Consider the following 15,508-nt stretch of genomic DNA (forward strand, 5'->3'; position numbering starts at 1 on the left):
CCAAAAGAGCCCCCATATCCATTAATATCCCGGATTTTGGTAAGCATTTCTTGTTGTCTCGTCAAGCGGATTGCCATTCTCATCGGTAAGCTGTACGAGGAAAGCATTCGGCCATGGGCGGAACGTATGGTGCTTGGCCATTTGGCCTTTACCATTGCCGTTCTGTCCGTTACCGTTGTCCGTATTTGTTGCCACAGGCCACAAACCACTCCGGTCCGAGGCCATTTGGTTGAAATAAATCACCCGGTCATAGAGTATCCCAGTGTTGTGTTGATCTTCCCAAGCGATGCCTTCTGATAAAAATTCCCTGACTTTCTCATTGTATATAAAGTGTATGAACATGTCAGCCATCGTTGTAACGGTCGGGATGTATCCCTCTTGGGTAGCTTCCGGCGTACCCGGAGTGAAATGGTTCATAGAAACATTAATTTTGTCATACGTATTGGCGCTGCTTTGGTAGGGTGCCTGTCTTTCTTCGGCTGGTAATGTAGCAGCCTTCGGCTCCCATTGGGCCAACACCTGTGGGCGGCTTTCACCGGCTTTATAGGCTGCACGTCTCCTTAGCACGTTGATGTCATCCACTGCCAACCCATATTGTCCTTTGCGCCCATAGGCTTCAGCCCGGATGAGGAAGGTTTCGGCAAGGCGCATCAGTATAGCATCACGAGTACCAGCTTCACTGTTGAAATTGGCTTCATCCGCACTGCCACCCCGCATCGGGTCGACATATTTTTTTGAAGCAAGATAAGGTGCATTTCGTGTAGTGGCAAGCCCCATATTGGAGCCGTCAATGAAAAGCCGGTAATAATACTTACCCGTGTTCGCAGATTTGATCCAGCGTACCATGAATTGATACGGCTGGCTCATCACTGTAGCCGAATCCAATGCTTCTTCCTTTTGGTTTTCGATATAAATCAATGCCCTAGAGTCTTGCAAAATCCGCTTTTCCCCCGCTGAAACAGTGGGTTCACCATCCGGCTTATTGACATTCCACCATGCAGCTGCCGCTGTGTTCCACGTATAGGACGTGCTCGTGCTTGGCGGCATGTTGCTGACGTACTCATAGGAAAACGTTTTATAATAGCGTGAATCGTTTACCTTATCCCTAAAATTGTCATATGCCCAGTCTGTAGGTTTGAACGTACCGAACGGTCGTCCGTAGGCCATTGCCCTAGTTACTCCTGTCTGGTCCGTATAATTACCCACGTGGTAATTCACGGACCGATTGCCTCCGAACCTGCCATTGAGTGATGTATTCACATCAAACTGTGCTGACCAAAGCACCTCCTTATGCGGAGTGCTTTCAGCGACTTCGGGGTCAAACAACATCCAGTAATCCGGAGCCAGACCAATACTTTCGCCTCCCATGCCATTGATGACCTCTGTGGTCACACTGATGACCGAGTCCAAGTCGGTAGACACACTGCCTTTGTAAAGCATACGGAGATGTTCTTCTGCACTGCTTTGGAACCCTGCAGCTTGTGCCCTGTTCAGGTATAGCTTTGCGAGAAAATGCCCAGCTGCCCATTTGGTCACCCTGCCATAGTCGGATTGGTTTGGCGGGAGGTGTTCATAGGCGAAACGAACATCCGTGATGATTTTTTTATAGATATCCTCCAAACTGGTTTTTGGATAATAATAAATTCCATTATCTTCTCGTTTCGGTTCGAGTAGTAGCGGCACGTCCCCAAGCTGATTGGACACCAAATAGTAGGCCCAAGCCCGCAAAAACAACACCTCAGCCTTGCGTTCATTACTGAAGGCTAGATCCGTGCCGTACATACCAGGATGTACATTATCTATTTGGTCAAGGGCGATGTTGCAATTGTTGATATGCGGATATGCACCCATCGGTGCATAATTCGAGTTGGCCGATCCAAGGAAGTTATTGATGTTTCCGGCAATACGGCTTACATCCGTGCCATACTCGGCGCTTGTCATCCGAGCTACGGGGGCTGATGAGGTCATGTAAGCATCTGTCTCGGTTTCAATAAGCCTAGCACCATTGGCATCCCATTCATGTTTCACGCGAGCGTACACATATAAGCTCTTTATCATCACTTCCAGCCCACTCTCCGTATTGTAATAATCCTGGGTAAGGGTAGAGACCTGCTTTTCCTCCAGAAAATCCTTGCAGGAAAGCATGGTAGCCATTATCAATAAAAATGCGATGTATCTTTTCATGATTATACTGTATATAGAGTAAACAAATCAATAAATGTTAAAAACCTGCCCTCAAGCCAAATACGTAGGATTGTGGCACTACTGTATTGTTGTTCATACCACCAAGCGGATTCGTATTGGAAGAGGCGACTGACCAATTGGTTTCATCATCCGGGTTGATGCCGTATTTAACAATGTCCTTTCCGAATATAAAGGGGTTCAACACCTGTGCGTTTAATTGGATGTTTTTTATGAATCTTCCCGCAAGCCAACTTTGCGGGAAATCATAACTTAACGAAATATTTCTTACCGCAATGAAGGAACCATCATGGTACTGCATGGCTGCTGTAATATTTTCGACATTGCCAGAGTTGGGCATGGGCCACTTCCCGTCAGGGTTATCCCACCGCCATACGTCGTTTTCTACCCTGCCATTCGGCCATATTCCACCGTAGGAATTAGGATATCCACCAAAGTACGTCTGTCCCCACCTAGCGTAGATAAACGAGCTAAATGTCCAATTCTTATAGGTGAGCGTATTCGTGATACCACCAGTCCATTTCGGACGTGTGGTTCCTAATACCACCATGTCATCACCTGTGATCCGGTAATCGCCATTTTGGTCTACCACTTTGATCGTGCCGGGATGGAATTGGTGGCCATTTGCATTGAATTTAGCCATCTCAGCTAAGTCCTCCGTTGTATTCTGCCAAATGCCTGCGTTGTCATATTGAAAGTAGACTTGCAGTGGCTGACCGATAAACCAACGGTTGGCCAACATGTCTTCCTTGCCGTTCAGCAGTTCGACGATTTCCTCCCTATTGTTGCTCCAGTTGAAATCAGTGGACCAACTGAAATTATCGTTTCTGATGTTGACCGTTGACAATGTAAGCTCAACCCCCCGATTTCTTGTTTTGCCCACGTTTTCCAGTTTTTGTACGTACCCTGAAACCGCGGGCAGTGTCTTGGGCATAATCAAATCGAATGTATTGCCTTCATAATATTCAATGGAACCGGAGAACCTGTTATCTACAATGGCAAAATCCACACCCACATTTATTTGTGCTGTTTTTTCCCAACCAAGCAACGGATTTTTCACCAGTTGGGGGAGGTACCCTATTGCTGGAGTCGAACCAAAGACATAGGGGTTGCGGCTCAATGGTCCAGATGTGGAGTATGGATTAACAGCTGAATTTCCCGTGATCCCGTACCCCACACGGAGCTTCAACTCATTCAACCAGTCGACACCAGCCAAGAACTCCTCTTCCTGCATTTTCCATGCGAGGGCAAATGAAGGAAAGAAATCCCACTTGTGACCCGGCGCCAATACCGAAGAGCCATCATAGCGTCCAGTAACGGTCACCAAATATCTATCCAATAAGCTGTAGTTCACGCGTCCCATCCATGACATCAACGTATTTTCCGAAAAACCTGTTCCATAGCCCTGAGGAGCACCATTGGTATTCGACGCCAAGTCATACCAGTAACTGATATCATAAATGTTTCCCGCTACATTAGCTCCGATGTTCTCTGTACGGAACCGTTGGGCCGATTGAAGCAATGTCACATTGATGGTATGAATATCAGCGAACGTTTTATCCACAAAGAGGAGGTTTTCAGCTACCCAAGAAAACTGCTGGCTCGTGTTATATCCGGCGGTGTTGGGCCGGTTCGTGAGGTGGCTGGTCGCTTCGGGGCCCGTCCATAACCCATTCCTAAAACTCCGAAACTGAGCACCAAAATTCAACCGGTATTTCAGCCAAGGTATGAATTTCACTTCGGCAAAAAGGTTGGGTGAGACTGCTCCTATCCGTCTTTCGTTTTTCACTTGGTCGATGTCAATTAAGGGGTTAAACAATTGCAAATTACCCCCTGAATTGCGTATGTAATCTCCATTTTCATCCTTCATTGGTGCATAGGGAAATTGATCAGCAGCCCTAGAATACAAATCTTTAGACCCTGTATTAGAAGTATTTGGGGGAAGAATACCGAAATTTTGTACCGCCAAGGAAGCCATCACAGAAGCTCCAACTGTCAGCCAGCTATTTGGGGTAATGTCTCCGTTGAGATTCACCGCGAAACGCTCGTAATCCTGATCTTTCTGTACACCCAACTGATCGAAGTAATCCATAGACAAGTAAACCCTGGATGTTTCGGTACCAGCGGACACTGACAATTGGTGGTTTTGGGTGACCCCTTGCCGTATCGCATTATCTATCCAATCATAAGTGGGGATATTGGCCGAATTGTAGATAGGTACCTGAGCAGGCCATCCCCAAGCCTGTTCCTGTGCAGTGGTTGACCTTGTTCTTACCGTTTCACCAAACACATCCCATTCATAGCCCTTCCAAACATTGTTGCGGGCATTGACATCTTGGCCTAACCCCATCCGTTGCTCATCCTCAAATGGGTCAGGATAACCGGGAACAATGGGGGTATTCAGGTCGGTGAACTCAGCGGTACTATACAAGCCGCCATTCATTAGGCTCTCCCGCCAACGATCGATATACTCCCCGCCACCCATCCACTCAGTCAATGATTTATATCGATCCAAGGTAGTTGTTGCACGATAGTTTACAGTTACCCTGCCCGCCGATCCCTTTTTCGTGGTAATCAGTACAACGCCGTTCGCACCCCTTGAACCGTAAATAGCGGTAGCCGAAGCATCTTTCAGAATTTCCATCGACTCAATATCATTGGGACTGATATCCGTGATGCTGCCTGCTACAAGCGGAATATTGTCTATCACATATAAAGGTTCATTGGAAGCATTCAAAGACCGATTACCGCGGATTCTGATTACAGGAAGCTCCCCAGGTCTAAAATTCGTCGAAGCATTGATTCCCGCAACTTTGCCCTGCAAGGCCTCAAATAAGTTTTGCACGGGGCGCTCCTGAATAGTGGACGCTGAAACACGGGATACCGCGCCTGTCACATCACGCTTAAGTTGCGTACCATACCCCACCACCACCACTTCATCCAAATGACTTTGGCTGGCTATGAGTACGATGTCGATGGTACTGCCTACCACTTCGACCGCTTGTTCTTCAAAACCTATTGAACGGAATACCAAATAGCTCCCCTTGGCCGCATTGATATGGTAGTTCCCTTGTTTATCGGTTTGAGTAGTAGTTGCTTGTCCCCGTACGGCAACCGAAACACCTTCTAGCGGACTGCTGTCTTCCGAAGCGGTGACCGTACCGCTTATCGCGAGAATTTCCTGTGCATGCACAACCGTGCAATACACCACACTAAGGAAAATCAGGATAAATTTTCCCAGTAGTACTAAGTCATACAATTTTCTCATAATGGATTATTTTGGTTAAAAATTAGTTATGTCAACAAGACACTTAAGCAGCTCTAAAAAAGTCACCAATGCGCACATCGCCTCATCATATTGATGCCCTATACCTTCTGACTATTGCGTCGAAGGTATTTCCGTCATCGGTGGGTACTGGATTGGTGTGTATTTGGACGCATCCTCCGCATTCACACCCAAGTAGTAGCTTGTCAATGGTGACTGATCATACCCCATAGATCGGTGAGCTACCCCATTGCGGTATACCAGATCCTGCAACAAACATACACGCCGGTCGGTTGCCGGGAAGGTGGTCGTATAGATACGTAGTTCACCCGGCAAAACCGTAATAAGTTCTTCACGCCAGTCACCCGCGACATCCGCTATCATTTTAATACTCCCTTCCATACCTTCTGCAACGATTGGCCCATTATATTTGGTCACGGAAAGTTTGCTTGCCATGGGAAATTGGGGGCGCTTATTCATCGATGGTTGGCTTATAATTTCTTCCCGCAGCAAGTCATCATCCCAAAAAATCCAATTCAATTGTCCAGGTACCCCGTCATTACGCGCGAGGTATTTGCCCTGTGCCGAGAGTAGGTATTTCTCCGTTGATTTTCCGTTGCCATTTCCTTTTGGATCTTCCGCTGCAAAAAATTCAAGTCCCGGAATGGACGGGTCAATGTCTGCCACCATACCATGACCTACATGGTATGTTTTATGTCCGATACCCCATAGGGTTTCACCAGTTTTGGCATCAACAAGGTTCACTCCATAACCGTCAAAATGCCAGTCCTCCTGAACATATGCAATCTCCAGCCCAAGACGGGTTGGATCTATATCGCTTACGAATACTTTATCTGGATGTCCGAATCCAGTAGACCAAAGCGCCGTGCCGTCATCATCAATCACCACCGCGCCAAGCACTACCTCATCCCGGCCATCCCCGTCCACGTCAACAGCATGCATGTTGTGCGCTCCCTGATGGCGAATGATGGGGTTTTCTTCATCCCCGTCCCAATGCCACAGTTGTTCCAATTTTTTTTCATGAAATTGGTAGGCAGTTAAGGTCATCAACTTATACGTACCACGCCCAAGCAATAGGCACGGCGTCTTTCCATCGAGATAAGCCATGCCAATTTGGTTGCGATTAAGCCGATTGTAGTCGCCATAACGTGGATCACGTTTGGGCCATGGCGCCCTTACCAATTCTTCACCGGTCATGCCGTCAAGAATTGAAATAGCTTCTTCCCCGCTTCGGACGCGTCCATCAGGATCACGTTTACCGTTGGGGGCAGTCTTAACGGCCACTTCAGCTTTCCCATCACCGTCAAAATCATAAACCACATAAGGCGAATACCAGATGCCCTGCTCTATACCCGGCCCAAGATCCACACGCCAGAGAAACGTGCCGTCGCCGAGGTACGCCTCCAATTTGTAAGTTGAGTCGTCTGTATTAGGCCGCCCCCCTGGGTCAATTGAACGGTTGGGCTGCTTGATTACAAAATCCAATTCGCCATCGCCATTGAGATCTGCAACACCAATTTTCTGGGGCATATGCTCCCCATGTAGTTTGATGGTCTTATAAAGTTCATGGGCCATTGTACGTGCAACTGTCTTCTCTGAAGGTTCCAGCTCCTTGCCTGCAACTACTGGTGCAACCCAATAAGCACATTCTTGGCCACGCACTGGTTCTTTGTCAATAAAATCCGTGGTAACGAGGAGTGGCTTGTTATTGAGTTTTTGCCCTTTGCCGTTACCTATGGCACGGTACACATTGAAAGCCGTCTCGGCCGGATCGGTCTTCAGCAAACGCCAACTGATATACACCTGTCCCTCACCATTTGATACGGCTAGTATGCCCCGATCAAGTTTCTCTTCGACACGTTCCCGGGCCCATCCAATAACCTTAGGCTTAGCTTCGTGCCGAGGCTTGAGTACGGGATATAAGTAATGCCGCTCAGCCTGGTCTTGTGCAAATACCGGGAGGCCCACGAAACATATCATTAACAGAAAAATTTCTTTTAGCATTATATAGGCATAATTTGGCATTTTGGCAGTTTATTGTAAACGTTTGCACGATCAAGCTATATCATCGGTTATTGAGCAGCCCAACTGTCTATATACAAGCAACGCTACATTGACATGTAGATGCTCCGCTTCCTATGATAACTGCTTAATAAGTTTATAACATTCCGGACCTCACTGTCCAAATTTTTTCTAAGTTGAGAAAAAAAATAATAACGGCCATCCTGCTGTGTCCTGAAAAAACCGAAATTAAGCCCAAATGCGCTGGGATTAATCGGTAATCGATTTCACGAACCAATTGCCGTGAGGCAGGTGGATTTGCGGATGCCGGTCGAAATCATGTTGGTTTCCATTAACGATAACTTCGCGGTGTTTTCCAGCAGGTAATTGAAGAATTGCGGTAGCACCTTCGGGTACCGTGAGCTCCATATTGAGTGTATCTTGATTTCGATTAAAACTTGCTTTAATCATCCCCCGAACACTTGCCACCGCTGCTGAAGCCTGCGTGATCGCCCCTAGCTGCGGAGCCACGAGGAATGTCTTATATCCTGGCTCCAAAGGCCTTATACCACATAAATAGCTCGATAAGATCGTCAGCCCTCCTCCACTCCATGCATGGTTGACCGTTCCACCGCCAAATCCCTCTCCGCCGATGCCCCAACCTTCAAACAATGTGCTGAAGTACTCGTTATTGACCATCATGGAGAAGCGTTTTTCATGGCGGACATTGGCTTCTTCCGGAAAACCCATCTGGTACATGGCCTCATAAACATATTTTTCCATATAGGGGCTGGCATGCTCCTCCGTTGCGAAAACGTCCATGATTGCCGGAGATTTACTGGAATCCGCCACACCAGAAACCACTGCCAATGCATGCACCCGGTCATCCGTCTTACCTGTATATTGTGGATCCCGGTATGCCTTCCCATTCCAAAATCGCTGATTGAAGGAATGGGCAAACAACCGCATGGCTTGGGCATGTTTTGCCTCATCTTCCTGCAGCCCCAATTCGCCGGCCATCAATTGGCTTCCTTTCAACGCCAGGTAATACCATAGGTTAAAAATGGGAAGCATATCCTTGTTGTCACCCCAGTCGCCCCAAAGCCAACCTCCCTCCCTTATCTTCACCAGTCCACTTTCCTCTTTTTCCCATAGCGCTAAGTAGCGCTGTATGGCCGGATATAGGTCCTCCAAGGCCTGCAAATCACCCGTATGGAGATAGTATGTCCATATTCCATAATAGCCGATGCTGGCCAACACTTGGTCCGGCAGTTCTTTGTCCCAATTACCTGCTGGCACTGGGGCATATAGGCTGCTGTCTTCCCGCTGCCATCCAATCAATTCATATAACCACTTGCGCGCCAAGGCATGTGAAGCGGTATCCAAGGCATAAAAGGCCTCTTCGGCTTCTAACACCGCATCACCGGTCCATTGTGCACGCTCCCTATCCGGGCAGTCCATATACGTGTCGCGCATGGTAATATATAGCGTCCGTCGAGCCTTTTCCCATAGTTTATTCAAGAAGTCGTCACTTGATGAAAAACTTCCTGCAAATTCGGTATCATAGCCTGTCTCTCTATATTTTAGATCCAGCACTTCCACGCCTTCTGGGATGATGTAGTACATCCAATGGCCATTCAGCCATCCCAGGCTTTCATATTCCTGAACACCTTCCTTGGTAATGTACTCCGCACGAATATTGTCGTCAGATCCATTATAATGAACATAATTATCGGTCATCATCACGATTTTTTGCCCAGCCCGTGCCTTTACTCGGAGGTAAGGGGTGAATTGGGCATTATACGGCAATTGACATAGGATGGTGTCTCCACGTTGCTGATAGGTTTTAAGATTACCTACGTAGTTTTTTAATCCGAAATCCTTCCATAACGGAATCGGACGTCGTACAAGCTTATTCCAAGGCAATATGCCTGCGCTGCCGATTTCAATGGCGTTGGGCATCTCCTCCATTTGATTGGGGTCTTTCCAGTCCGCCTGCTCCAGCCGAGCATCATACCCTATGCTTGATTCAGGTAAGCGATAATTGGGCAACGGCGGTGGTGCAGTTTGGTAAGTCCGCAACGGCTCAGCCCGCCATGAGCTGTCACTCACCAACGAAACACCTTCCGCAACGCAATCAAACAACAATCCCGCTTGTCCACTATTCTTATGTGAAAATCCGTCCTTTCCGAAAAACCACAGCTTCACAGCCACGGTATTCCGCCCTTTTTGTAGATAAGGGGCAATATCCACCTCATCATAATAGGTATCATACGGGTTAGGGCCTCTTTTCAGCCCGCCTTCAAATACCACCATTTCGCCATTTACCCATAGCCAATACTTGCTATCTACAGCGATTTTAGCTACCGCTGCCTTAGGCACGTTAGCTATTTCGATGTCCTTGCGAAACGCAAACCATGCATTGACTGTGTCCTTTCCGTCTACTGCCGCTATCCATTTGGCTTGCCAAACCTGTCCGTACATTGTTTGGCCGATAAACAATAAAAGCAAGGCAATTATACATAATCTGATCATCGTAGTCTTATACATGGTTTATAATCATACGCAAGATAATAAGAATGACTGAGAGGGGTATCCTGTGCTTACCTGAAGACGTTACCTGCATTGTCGCCTACTTTTTAAAACTACTAAAACGATTTATACATATGAAATTGTACATTTGCCTTGATTATAACCACAACATAGCTACAAAATCATAAACAATAAAAAATATCCAGAAAATGACCCTTTATTATTTATTAGTAAGCATTATACCGGCATTCCTCGTTCGCTGCGATGCCAATAGCGACACGATTCCCACCACGGTTGGAGAAGATCTTACGACACCCTATATAGAGGCCGATATCTCGGAAGCCTATGAAGCGTTCAACCGGCACCTACTCCATCCTGAACGAAAGCTATATATGCGCGATACGGAAGCGCAAACAGCGGTGGGCGCCATCTGGACACAGGCCATCTATTGGGATATGGCCATGAATGCATTTAAGAAAACCAATTCGGGAGCACATAAGCAATTAATCACGGATATTTATCAAGGCAATCATGACCATTATGACCGGTTCAATTGGGATAATGGCAAGGTATGGTTCATTTATGACGACATCATGTGGTGGGTCATTTCGCTGGCCAGAGGTTACGAGCTTACGAAAAACGAAGACTACCTCAGGCTATCCGAGAGCGGCTTTGAACGGGTTTGGTCCGGCTCTCCTGTGGTGGGCGACGGTGGATCCTATGATTCTGTTGAGGGCGGGATGTATTGGCAATGGAACCAACGCAATCCCAGCCAGCCGAAAGATGGCGGTGGCAAGATGGCCTGCATCAATTATCCTACCGTTATCGCCGCCATGACCTTATATAAGGTCACCAAGAATTCCGATTACTTCTTGAAGGCCAAGAAAATCTATGCATGGGCATCTGAAAATCTCTTTGATAAGCAGCTCGGTGCGGTGGCCGATTCAAAGCACGGTTCCAATACGCCAAATTGGAAGACGCACGTATACAACCAGGCTACATGCATCGGCGCGGCGGTCATGCTTTATGAAGAGACCAAGGAACAGCGCTATTTGGATGAAGCCGTTCTCGCTGCAGACTATACCTTTCACACCATGTCCGGAGATATGCAGTTGCTACCCTATGAAGGTGGGGAGGAACAAGGGATCTACACTGCGATTTTTGCACAATACATTATCCGTCTGATTGAAGATTGCGATAAACCAGCATACCTGCCGTGGCTCCGCCGTACGATCAATTACGGCTGGCATTACCGCGACAAGACAAGGGGACTTATGGGCAAAAATTACACCAAGCAAGTGGAGTCCACTGATGTGGTCAGTTGTTACGATGCGTCTGGGATTCCCGCACTCATGTTGGTCTGCCCACCATTATCAGGCGCAAATGAGGCAGTGGATAGATAAACAAAACCATTGGTTATGTCTGTTGTTATTTCGTATAGGGAACAGTTAACCATATAAATAATTAATCATGAAAACATTAAGAATAATCGCCTTCGTAACTGCAGCTGTCTTTTTCTTGCTGCAATCTTGTGGTGAGAACAAAGGAACCGATTTGGTTGAATCAGGCACCTATGAGGGCGTCGTTGAAAAAGTCGTGTCGGAACAACGGGAAATATACGTACGCACGGCCGACAATAAATTGTTGGAGCTATATTTTACGGATGAGACCGTCCTCACAGGATCAGATGACATCCCAATAGAATTTGATGCGCTGAGTAAAGGTGGAAAAGTGGAAGTGCAGGTGGAGAATACGGGCGACCAACTGGAGCCCATCGCGGTAAAAATCTTATAGCTAAACGGCAACAAGGCATGGGCAGGTCCGTGCGAATAACATTCACTTCATGACTTCGATATCATAGGTTCCACTGCCCATTGCTGATAACCGGATGAATCCATGATCTAGCTCAAAATCAACCTTTCTTCCATTAACAGTCACTTGTGGATTGGGAATGGCTTGAACAGGGATTTCAATGTAGGCTTGCGTATTAGGCGGTATGGTCAGGTGCATGGAATAGGTACCTTGTCCTTGCCGACACGATAGGTCGACAGATCCTTTAAGGGTAGGTACTTTGATGGTTGCCCATTCCAATGAGCCGATCTGCGGTCTCACCCGGAATGTTCTCCAGCCCGGTTCCAATGGCTCCACACCCATCAATTTCCGCGGAATAGCATTGGCCGGTACCGCACCCCATGCATGGTTCCAATCTTGGTTGGGCTTATATTTGTTGTCCCAAGCTTCCATTGTAATGGTACTTCCAGCACGGATCATGTTGTACCAACTTCGGTCGCCCTGCGAAGTGAGCAAAGACAACCCATAATTGGCGTCACCTGCTGTATAAGTGGCATCCAGCAGGAACTGGCTACCATACACACTGCAAGCCACCCCCCTTGAACGGATAAAATCCATTACATGGCGGGTTTCTTTTTCCGGAACCAACCCAAATGCCAGCGCCATCATATTCGTATGCAGCGATGCATGGTCCGTATCAATTCCATCGCGAAATACGCGCTTACGTTTATCCCATAGCAGCGATTGGAATGCCTTATACGTTTCATCCGCTTTTATGGAAAAATGGGCGGCATCGTCATGGTTTCCTAAAGCTACAGCCAGCTTCTCCATATCCCTAAGTGCCTTGTAATGGAAAGCGTTGACCACAGCATTATAGGTGGTAAACACAAACCCATCGGTTTCTCCGTTGCCCACCATGCCGAAGCCCCCCGTATGGGGCCAATCCACAATATCCCGCAGCGCATCTCCTTGAAAATGGATGGCTTGCATCAGTTGCTTATTTTGCTTCTCGGTTTTTGTGCTGATGAGGCCATTATTCTCCCTTAATGGCAACAGCAATTTGGCTTTCAGGTCTTCATAGTAATGTCGTGCTGAGCGAATGTCACCTGTATACAAGTAATCATGATAAGCCATGAGTACAGATTGTAAAATCCATTCCGTGGGCCAAGTGGCATGGTGGAGCAGGTATTCATGCGAACGGCGAGCCATGCTATATTCCTTGTCTACACCATAATGGCAAAGCTGGTTGATATAAGCATCCGCCTCATAAGGGATTCGTTCGCGATCGCCATCTACATAGATACCAGCAAAGGACGTGGCTTTGATACTATACTTGCACAATTCCCACACAGCGTTCAATATCGAATCCGAGCTTTCAAAATCAGATGCGAAGTCGTCAAAAGGATAATGCACAGTGGAACGGACGAAATCATCCTTTTTCAATTCGCCTACATGGCCAGTTACTTCACCATAGCGAAAAGGCATCACTTCGCCAATATAATCGGGCATTTTGATGGCTTGTGGACCCGTATTACGTTGGTTAGGACTCAATTGCAATCGGTAGGTATGTCGTCCACGCATCAAGGGCACTTGGTATTTGGCATAACGAATGGTTCCACCGGGATCACGGTTAATGCTGCCATCCGGATTTACAGCCTCCCCCAACCTCACGGTTATGGTGTCCCCGTCTTTCGAAGCAGCCAGCGTCAAGCGGAGCTGGCCGAATGAAGCCTTGCCAAAATCAATCCGCACCACATCGTCAACCTTGGTCAGCGATTTGGGCATTTCATCGGTTTTCTGCAACGGGTAAGCGGAGGTGTTGTAGTCGCTCAAGCTATCGGCTGTCCAAAAATTAGAAATCGCCGACCAGGACGATGGCCTACCTTGATCGTCCCACACCATCACTTGCCAGAAGTAATTGGAATTGGTCTCCAATGGAATACCCTGATATAATACCGTGGTGGATTCTTCAGACTCCATTTTGCCGGAATCCCAAATGCCCCCGACACCCTTGGTAAGGCTATCGCGATTTTGGGATACCATTATCCGATAGGCCGATTGCATTATCCCCATACGAGCGCCCGACAATTCCCAGCCAAACGCAGGTTGGGTATTGGCTATTAATACCCGTTGCCCCGTTCCAATAGCATAACCGCCAACGGGATAACCGTTTACCATCTGGAGCGCAGGGTATTGTAGATGGTCTACTTTGAGGTGGTGTACTTGGACATCTTGAGCCTGTAAGGTCATACCAACCACACTCAAACCGCACAAAATGGCAAGGCATAAAACCCATTTTATGGGACATTTCCTAGGTTTAAACATACGAAAGCTTTTTACTGGTTATCCAAAAATACTGTTCAATATCATGTCTTTAATAGCCACCGGTTCCACCAAAACTTCCCCTTGTTTTTCTCGTGTTATCAAAACTGGGTAATAGGCTTCCGGTATGTTGATTGCGCCATGCGACCCCTTGACCAACGTAGCATCCAATGGTATAACATCCATCACATACCGAAACCCTAGTTTCTTCCTGAGTAATTTGTACGCTGCACGGGGTTTGGAGGTCATGAACATTTCCACGGGATCATAACCTGGTTTCTTGTGGATATCCACAACCGTTGCATAATCAGGTGCAAGCTTATCGTCCAACCAGAAATAATAGGTAAACCAACTGTCGGGTTTCGCAATAGCCACAATGTCTCCAGCCCGTTCATGATCGAGGTGGTATTGCTTTTTGCCCTCGCCATCCAATAAAAGATCTACTCCTTCCTCGGCGGCCAACAGCTTCATTACTTGCGCTTTTATGGATTCGTCTTTCGTATAGATATGTGCAATTTGGTGGTCGGATACAGCAAATGCTTGGGATGCCCCCGCATCCAGCAATTCCAGACCTCGCTCTATGCGAATGCTGATGAGACCAGCGCTGCGCAATATCCGGTTGATGTGTATGGGGCGGGACACGGGCACAATCCCGTACTCCGATAGCAGGATAACGTTTGCCCCGCGTTGCTCGTAAAACTCGACCAGTCTTTCCAATAAGGCATCGATCTCCAGCACTTCTTTGCCGATTTTCTTCACATCCGGACCAAACTTCTGCTGGCAATAATCCAGGTGTGGCAAATAGACCAAACTAAGGGTGGGGTTATATTTTTCTTCCACGTACATAGACGCCGCTGCAATCCATTCCGAAGAAGCGATATTGGCCCCAGGCCCCCAAAAACTGAACAGCGGAAACTGCCCGAGTTCACGTTGCAATTCATCCCGCAACTCAGCGGGATGGGAATAACAATCGGGCATTTTGCGGCCATCTGCCAAATAATTCGGCCGCGGGGTCACCGAATAATCTACCGAGGAATACATATTATACCACCAAAACAACTGGGCGCAGGTAAAATTAGGATCCATGCGCTTGGCTGTATCCCACACGGATTCCCCTTGCACCAGCTTATTGGACTGCTTCCAAAACTTCACTTCGCAATCTACGCGGTCATACCAGCCATTCCCGACAATGCCGTGTTGTGATGGCCACAAGCCCGTGAGGTAAGTAGACTGCATCGAAGTGGTAACCGCCGGTAGGTGGGGTTTTATATGGCTTAGGTGGGCATTCCGCAAGTATTTCTTCAAAAAAGGGGTATGTTCGCCAACCAAAGCGGAAGACAGTCCCACAACATCGATTACAATCGTTTTTCTCAT

Annotated in this window: 8 protein-coding genes; 2 read left to right on the forward strand and 6 right to left on the reverse strand. The window is 47.4% G+C overall.

Features of this window, described 5'->3' with window-relative positions; all coding sequences use genetic code 11:
* Positions 1–21: 21 nt before the first annotated feature.
* The 4 genes from NF543_RS18645 to NF543_RS18660 form a co-directional block, all read right to left on the reverse strand.
* Positions 22–2,184, reverse strand: coding sequence for a RagB/SusD family nutrient uptake outer membrane protein (locus NF543_RS18645; RefSeq protein ID WP_257669699.1), 2,163 nt, complete (start codon positions 2,182–2,184; stop codon positions 22–24).
* 37 nt (positions 2,185–2,221) lie between these two features.
* Positions 2,222–5,470, reverse strand: a complete 3,249-nt coding sequence (locus NF543_RS18650) for a SusC/RagA family TonB-linked outer membrane protein (RefSeq protein WP_257669700.1) — start codon at positions 5,468–5,470, stop codon at positions 2,222–2,224.
* A gap of 111 nt (positions 5,471–5,581) precedes the next feature.
* On the reverse strand, positions 5,582–7,492 hold the full coding sequence (locus NF543_RS18655) for a rhamnogalacturonan lyase family protein (RefSeq protein ID WP_257669701.1): 1,911 nt from the start codon (positions 7,490–7,492) through the stop codon (positions 5,582–5,584).
* A gap of 267 nt (positions 7,493–7,759) precedes the next feature.
* Positions 7,760–10,024 carry an alpha-L-rhamnosidase-related protein gene (locus tag NF543_RS18660; RefSeq protein WP_257669702.1) on the reverse strand — a complete coding sequence of 755 codons (2,265 nt, stop codon included), beginning with the start codon at positions 10,022–10,024 and terminating at the stop codon, positions 7,760–7,762.
* 206 nt (positions 10,025–10,230) lie between these two features.
* On the opposite strand from NF543_RS18660, the gene NF543_RS18665 reads away from it, so the two are divergent.
* Together NF543_RS18665 and NF543_RS18670 are read left to right on the forward strand one after the other, a co-directional pair.
* Entirely contained in the window at positions 10,231–11,424 is a 1,194-nt protein-coding gene (locus tag NF543_RS18665; RefSeq protein ID WP_257669703.1) for a glycoside hydrolase family 76 protein, read from the forward strand.
* Between the two features lie 67 nt (positions 11,425–11,491).
* The gene (locus tag NF543_RS18670) at positions 11,492–11,815 is read left to right on the forward strand and encodes a hypothetical protein (RefSeq protein ID WP_257669704.1); all 324 of its coding nucleotides are present in this window, start codon (positions 11,492–11,494) and stop codon (positions 11,813–11,815) included.
* Positions 11,816–11,857: 42 nt separating this feature from the next.
* Here NF543_RS18670 and NF543_RS18675 read toward each other — a convergent pair whose 3' ends face one another.
* Entirely contained in the window at positions 11,858–14,062 is a 2,205-nt protein-coding gene (locus NF543_RS18675) for a family 78 glycoside hydrolase catalytic domain (RefSeq protein WP_257669705.1), read from the reverse strand.
* A 93-nt stretch (positions 14,063–14,155) separates the two neighbouring features.
* Positions 14,156–15,508, reverse strand: coding sequence for an alkaline phosphatase family protein (locus NF543_RS18680; RefSeq protein ID WP_257669706.1), 1,353 nt, complete (start codon positions 15,506–15,508; stop codon positions 14,156–14,158).

The organism is Parapedobacter tibetensis (genome assembly GCF_024704835.1).
Lineage (GTDB): Bacteria > Bacteroidota > Bacteroidia > Sphingobacteriales > Sphingobacteriaceae > Parapedobacter > Parapedobacter tibetensis.

Excerpts from the sequence above, each read along its gene's own strand:
- NF543_RS18650 (WP_257669700.1), bottom strand. The coding sequence starts at position 5,470 with ATGAGAAAATTGTATGACTTAGTACTACTGGGAAAATTTATCCTGATT.
- NF543_RS18665 (WP_257669703.1), top strand. The coding sequence starts at position 10,231 with ATGACCCTTTATTATTTATTAGTAAGCATTATACCGGCATTCCTCGTT.
- NF543_RS18670 (WP_257669704.1), top strand. The coding sequence starts at position 11,492 with ATGAAAACATTAAGAATAATCGCCTTCGTAACTGCAGCTGTCTTTTTC.
- NF543_RS18645 (WP_257669699.1), bottom strand. The coding sequence starts at position 2,184 with ATGAAAAGATACATCGCATTTTTATTGATAATGGCTACCATGCTTTCC.
- NF543_RS18680 (WP_257669706.1), bottom strand. The coding sequence starts at position 15,508 with ATGAGAAAAACGATTGTAATCGATGTTGTGGGACTGTCTTCCGCTTTG.
- NF543_RS18660 (WP_257669702.1), bottom strand. The coding sequence starts at position 10,024 with ATGATCAGATTATGTATAATTGCCTTGCTTTTATTGTTTATCGGCCAA.
- NF543_RS18675 (WP_257669705.1), bottom strand. The coding sequence starts at position 14,062 with ATGACCTTACAGGCTCAAGATGTCCAAGTACACCACCTCAAAGTAGAC.
- NF543_RS18655 (WP_257669701.1), bottom strand. The coding sequence starts at position 7,492 with ATGCTAAAAGAAATTTTTCTGTTAATGATATGTTTCGTGGGCCTCCCG.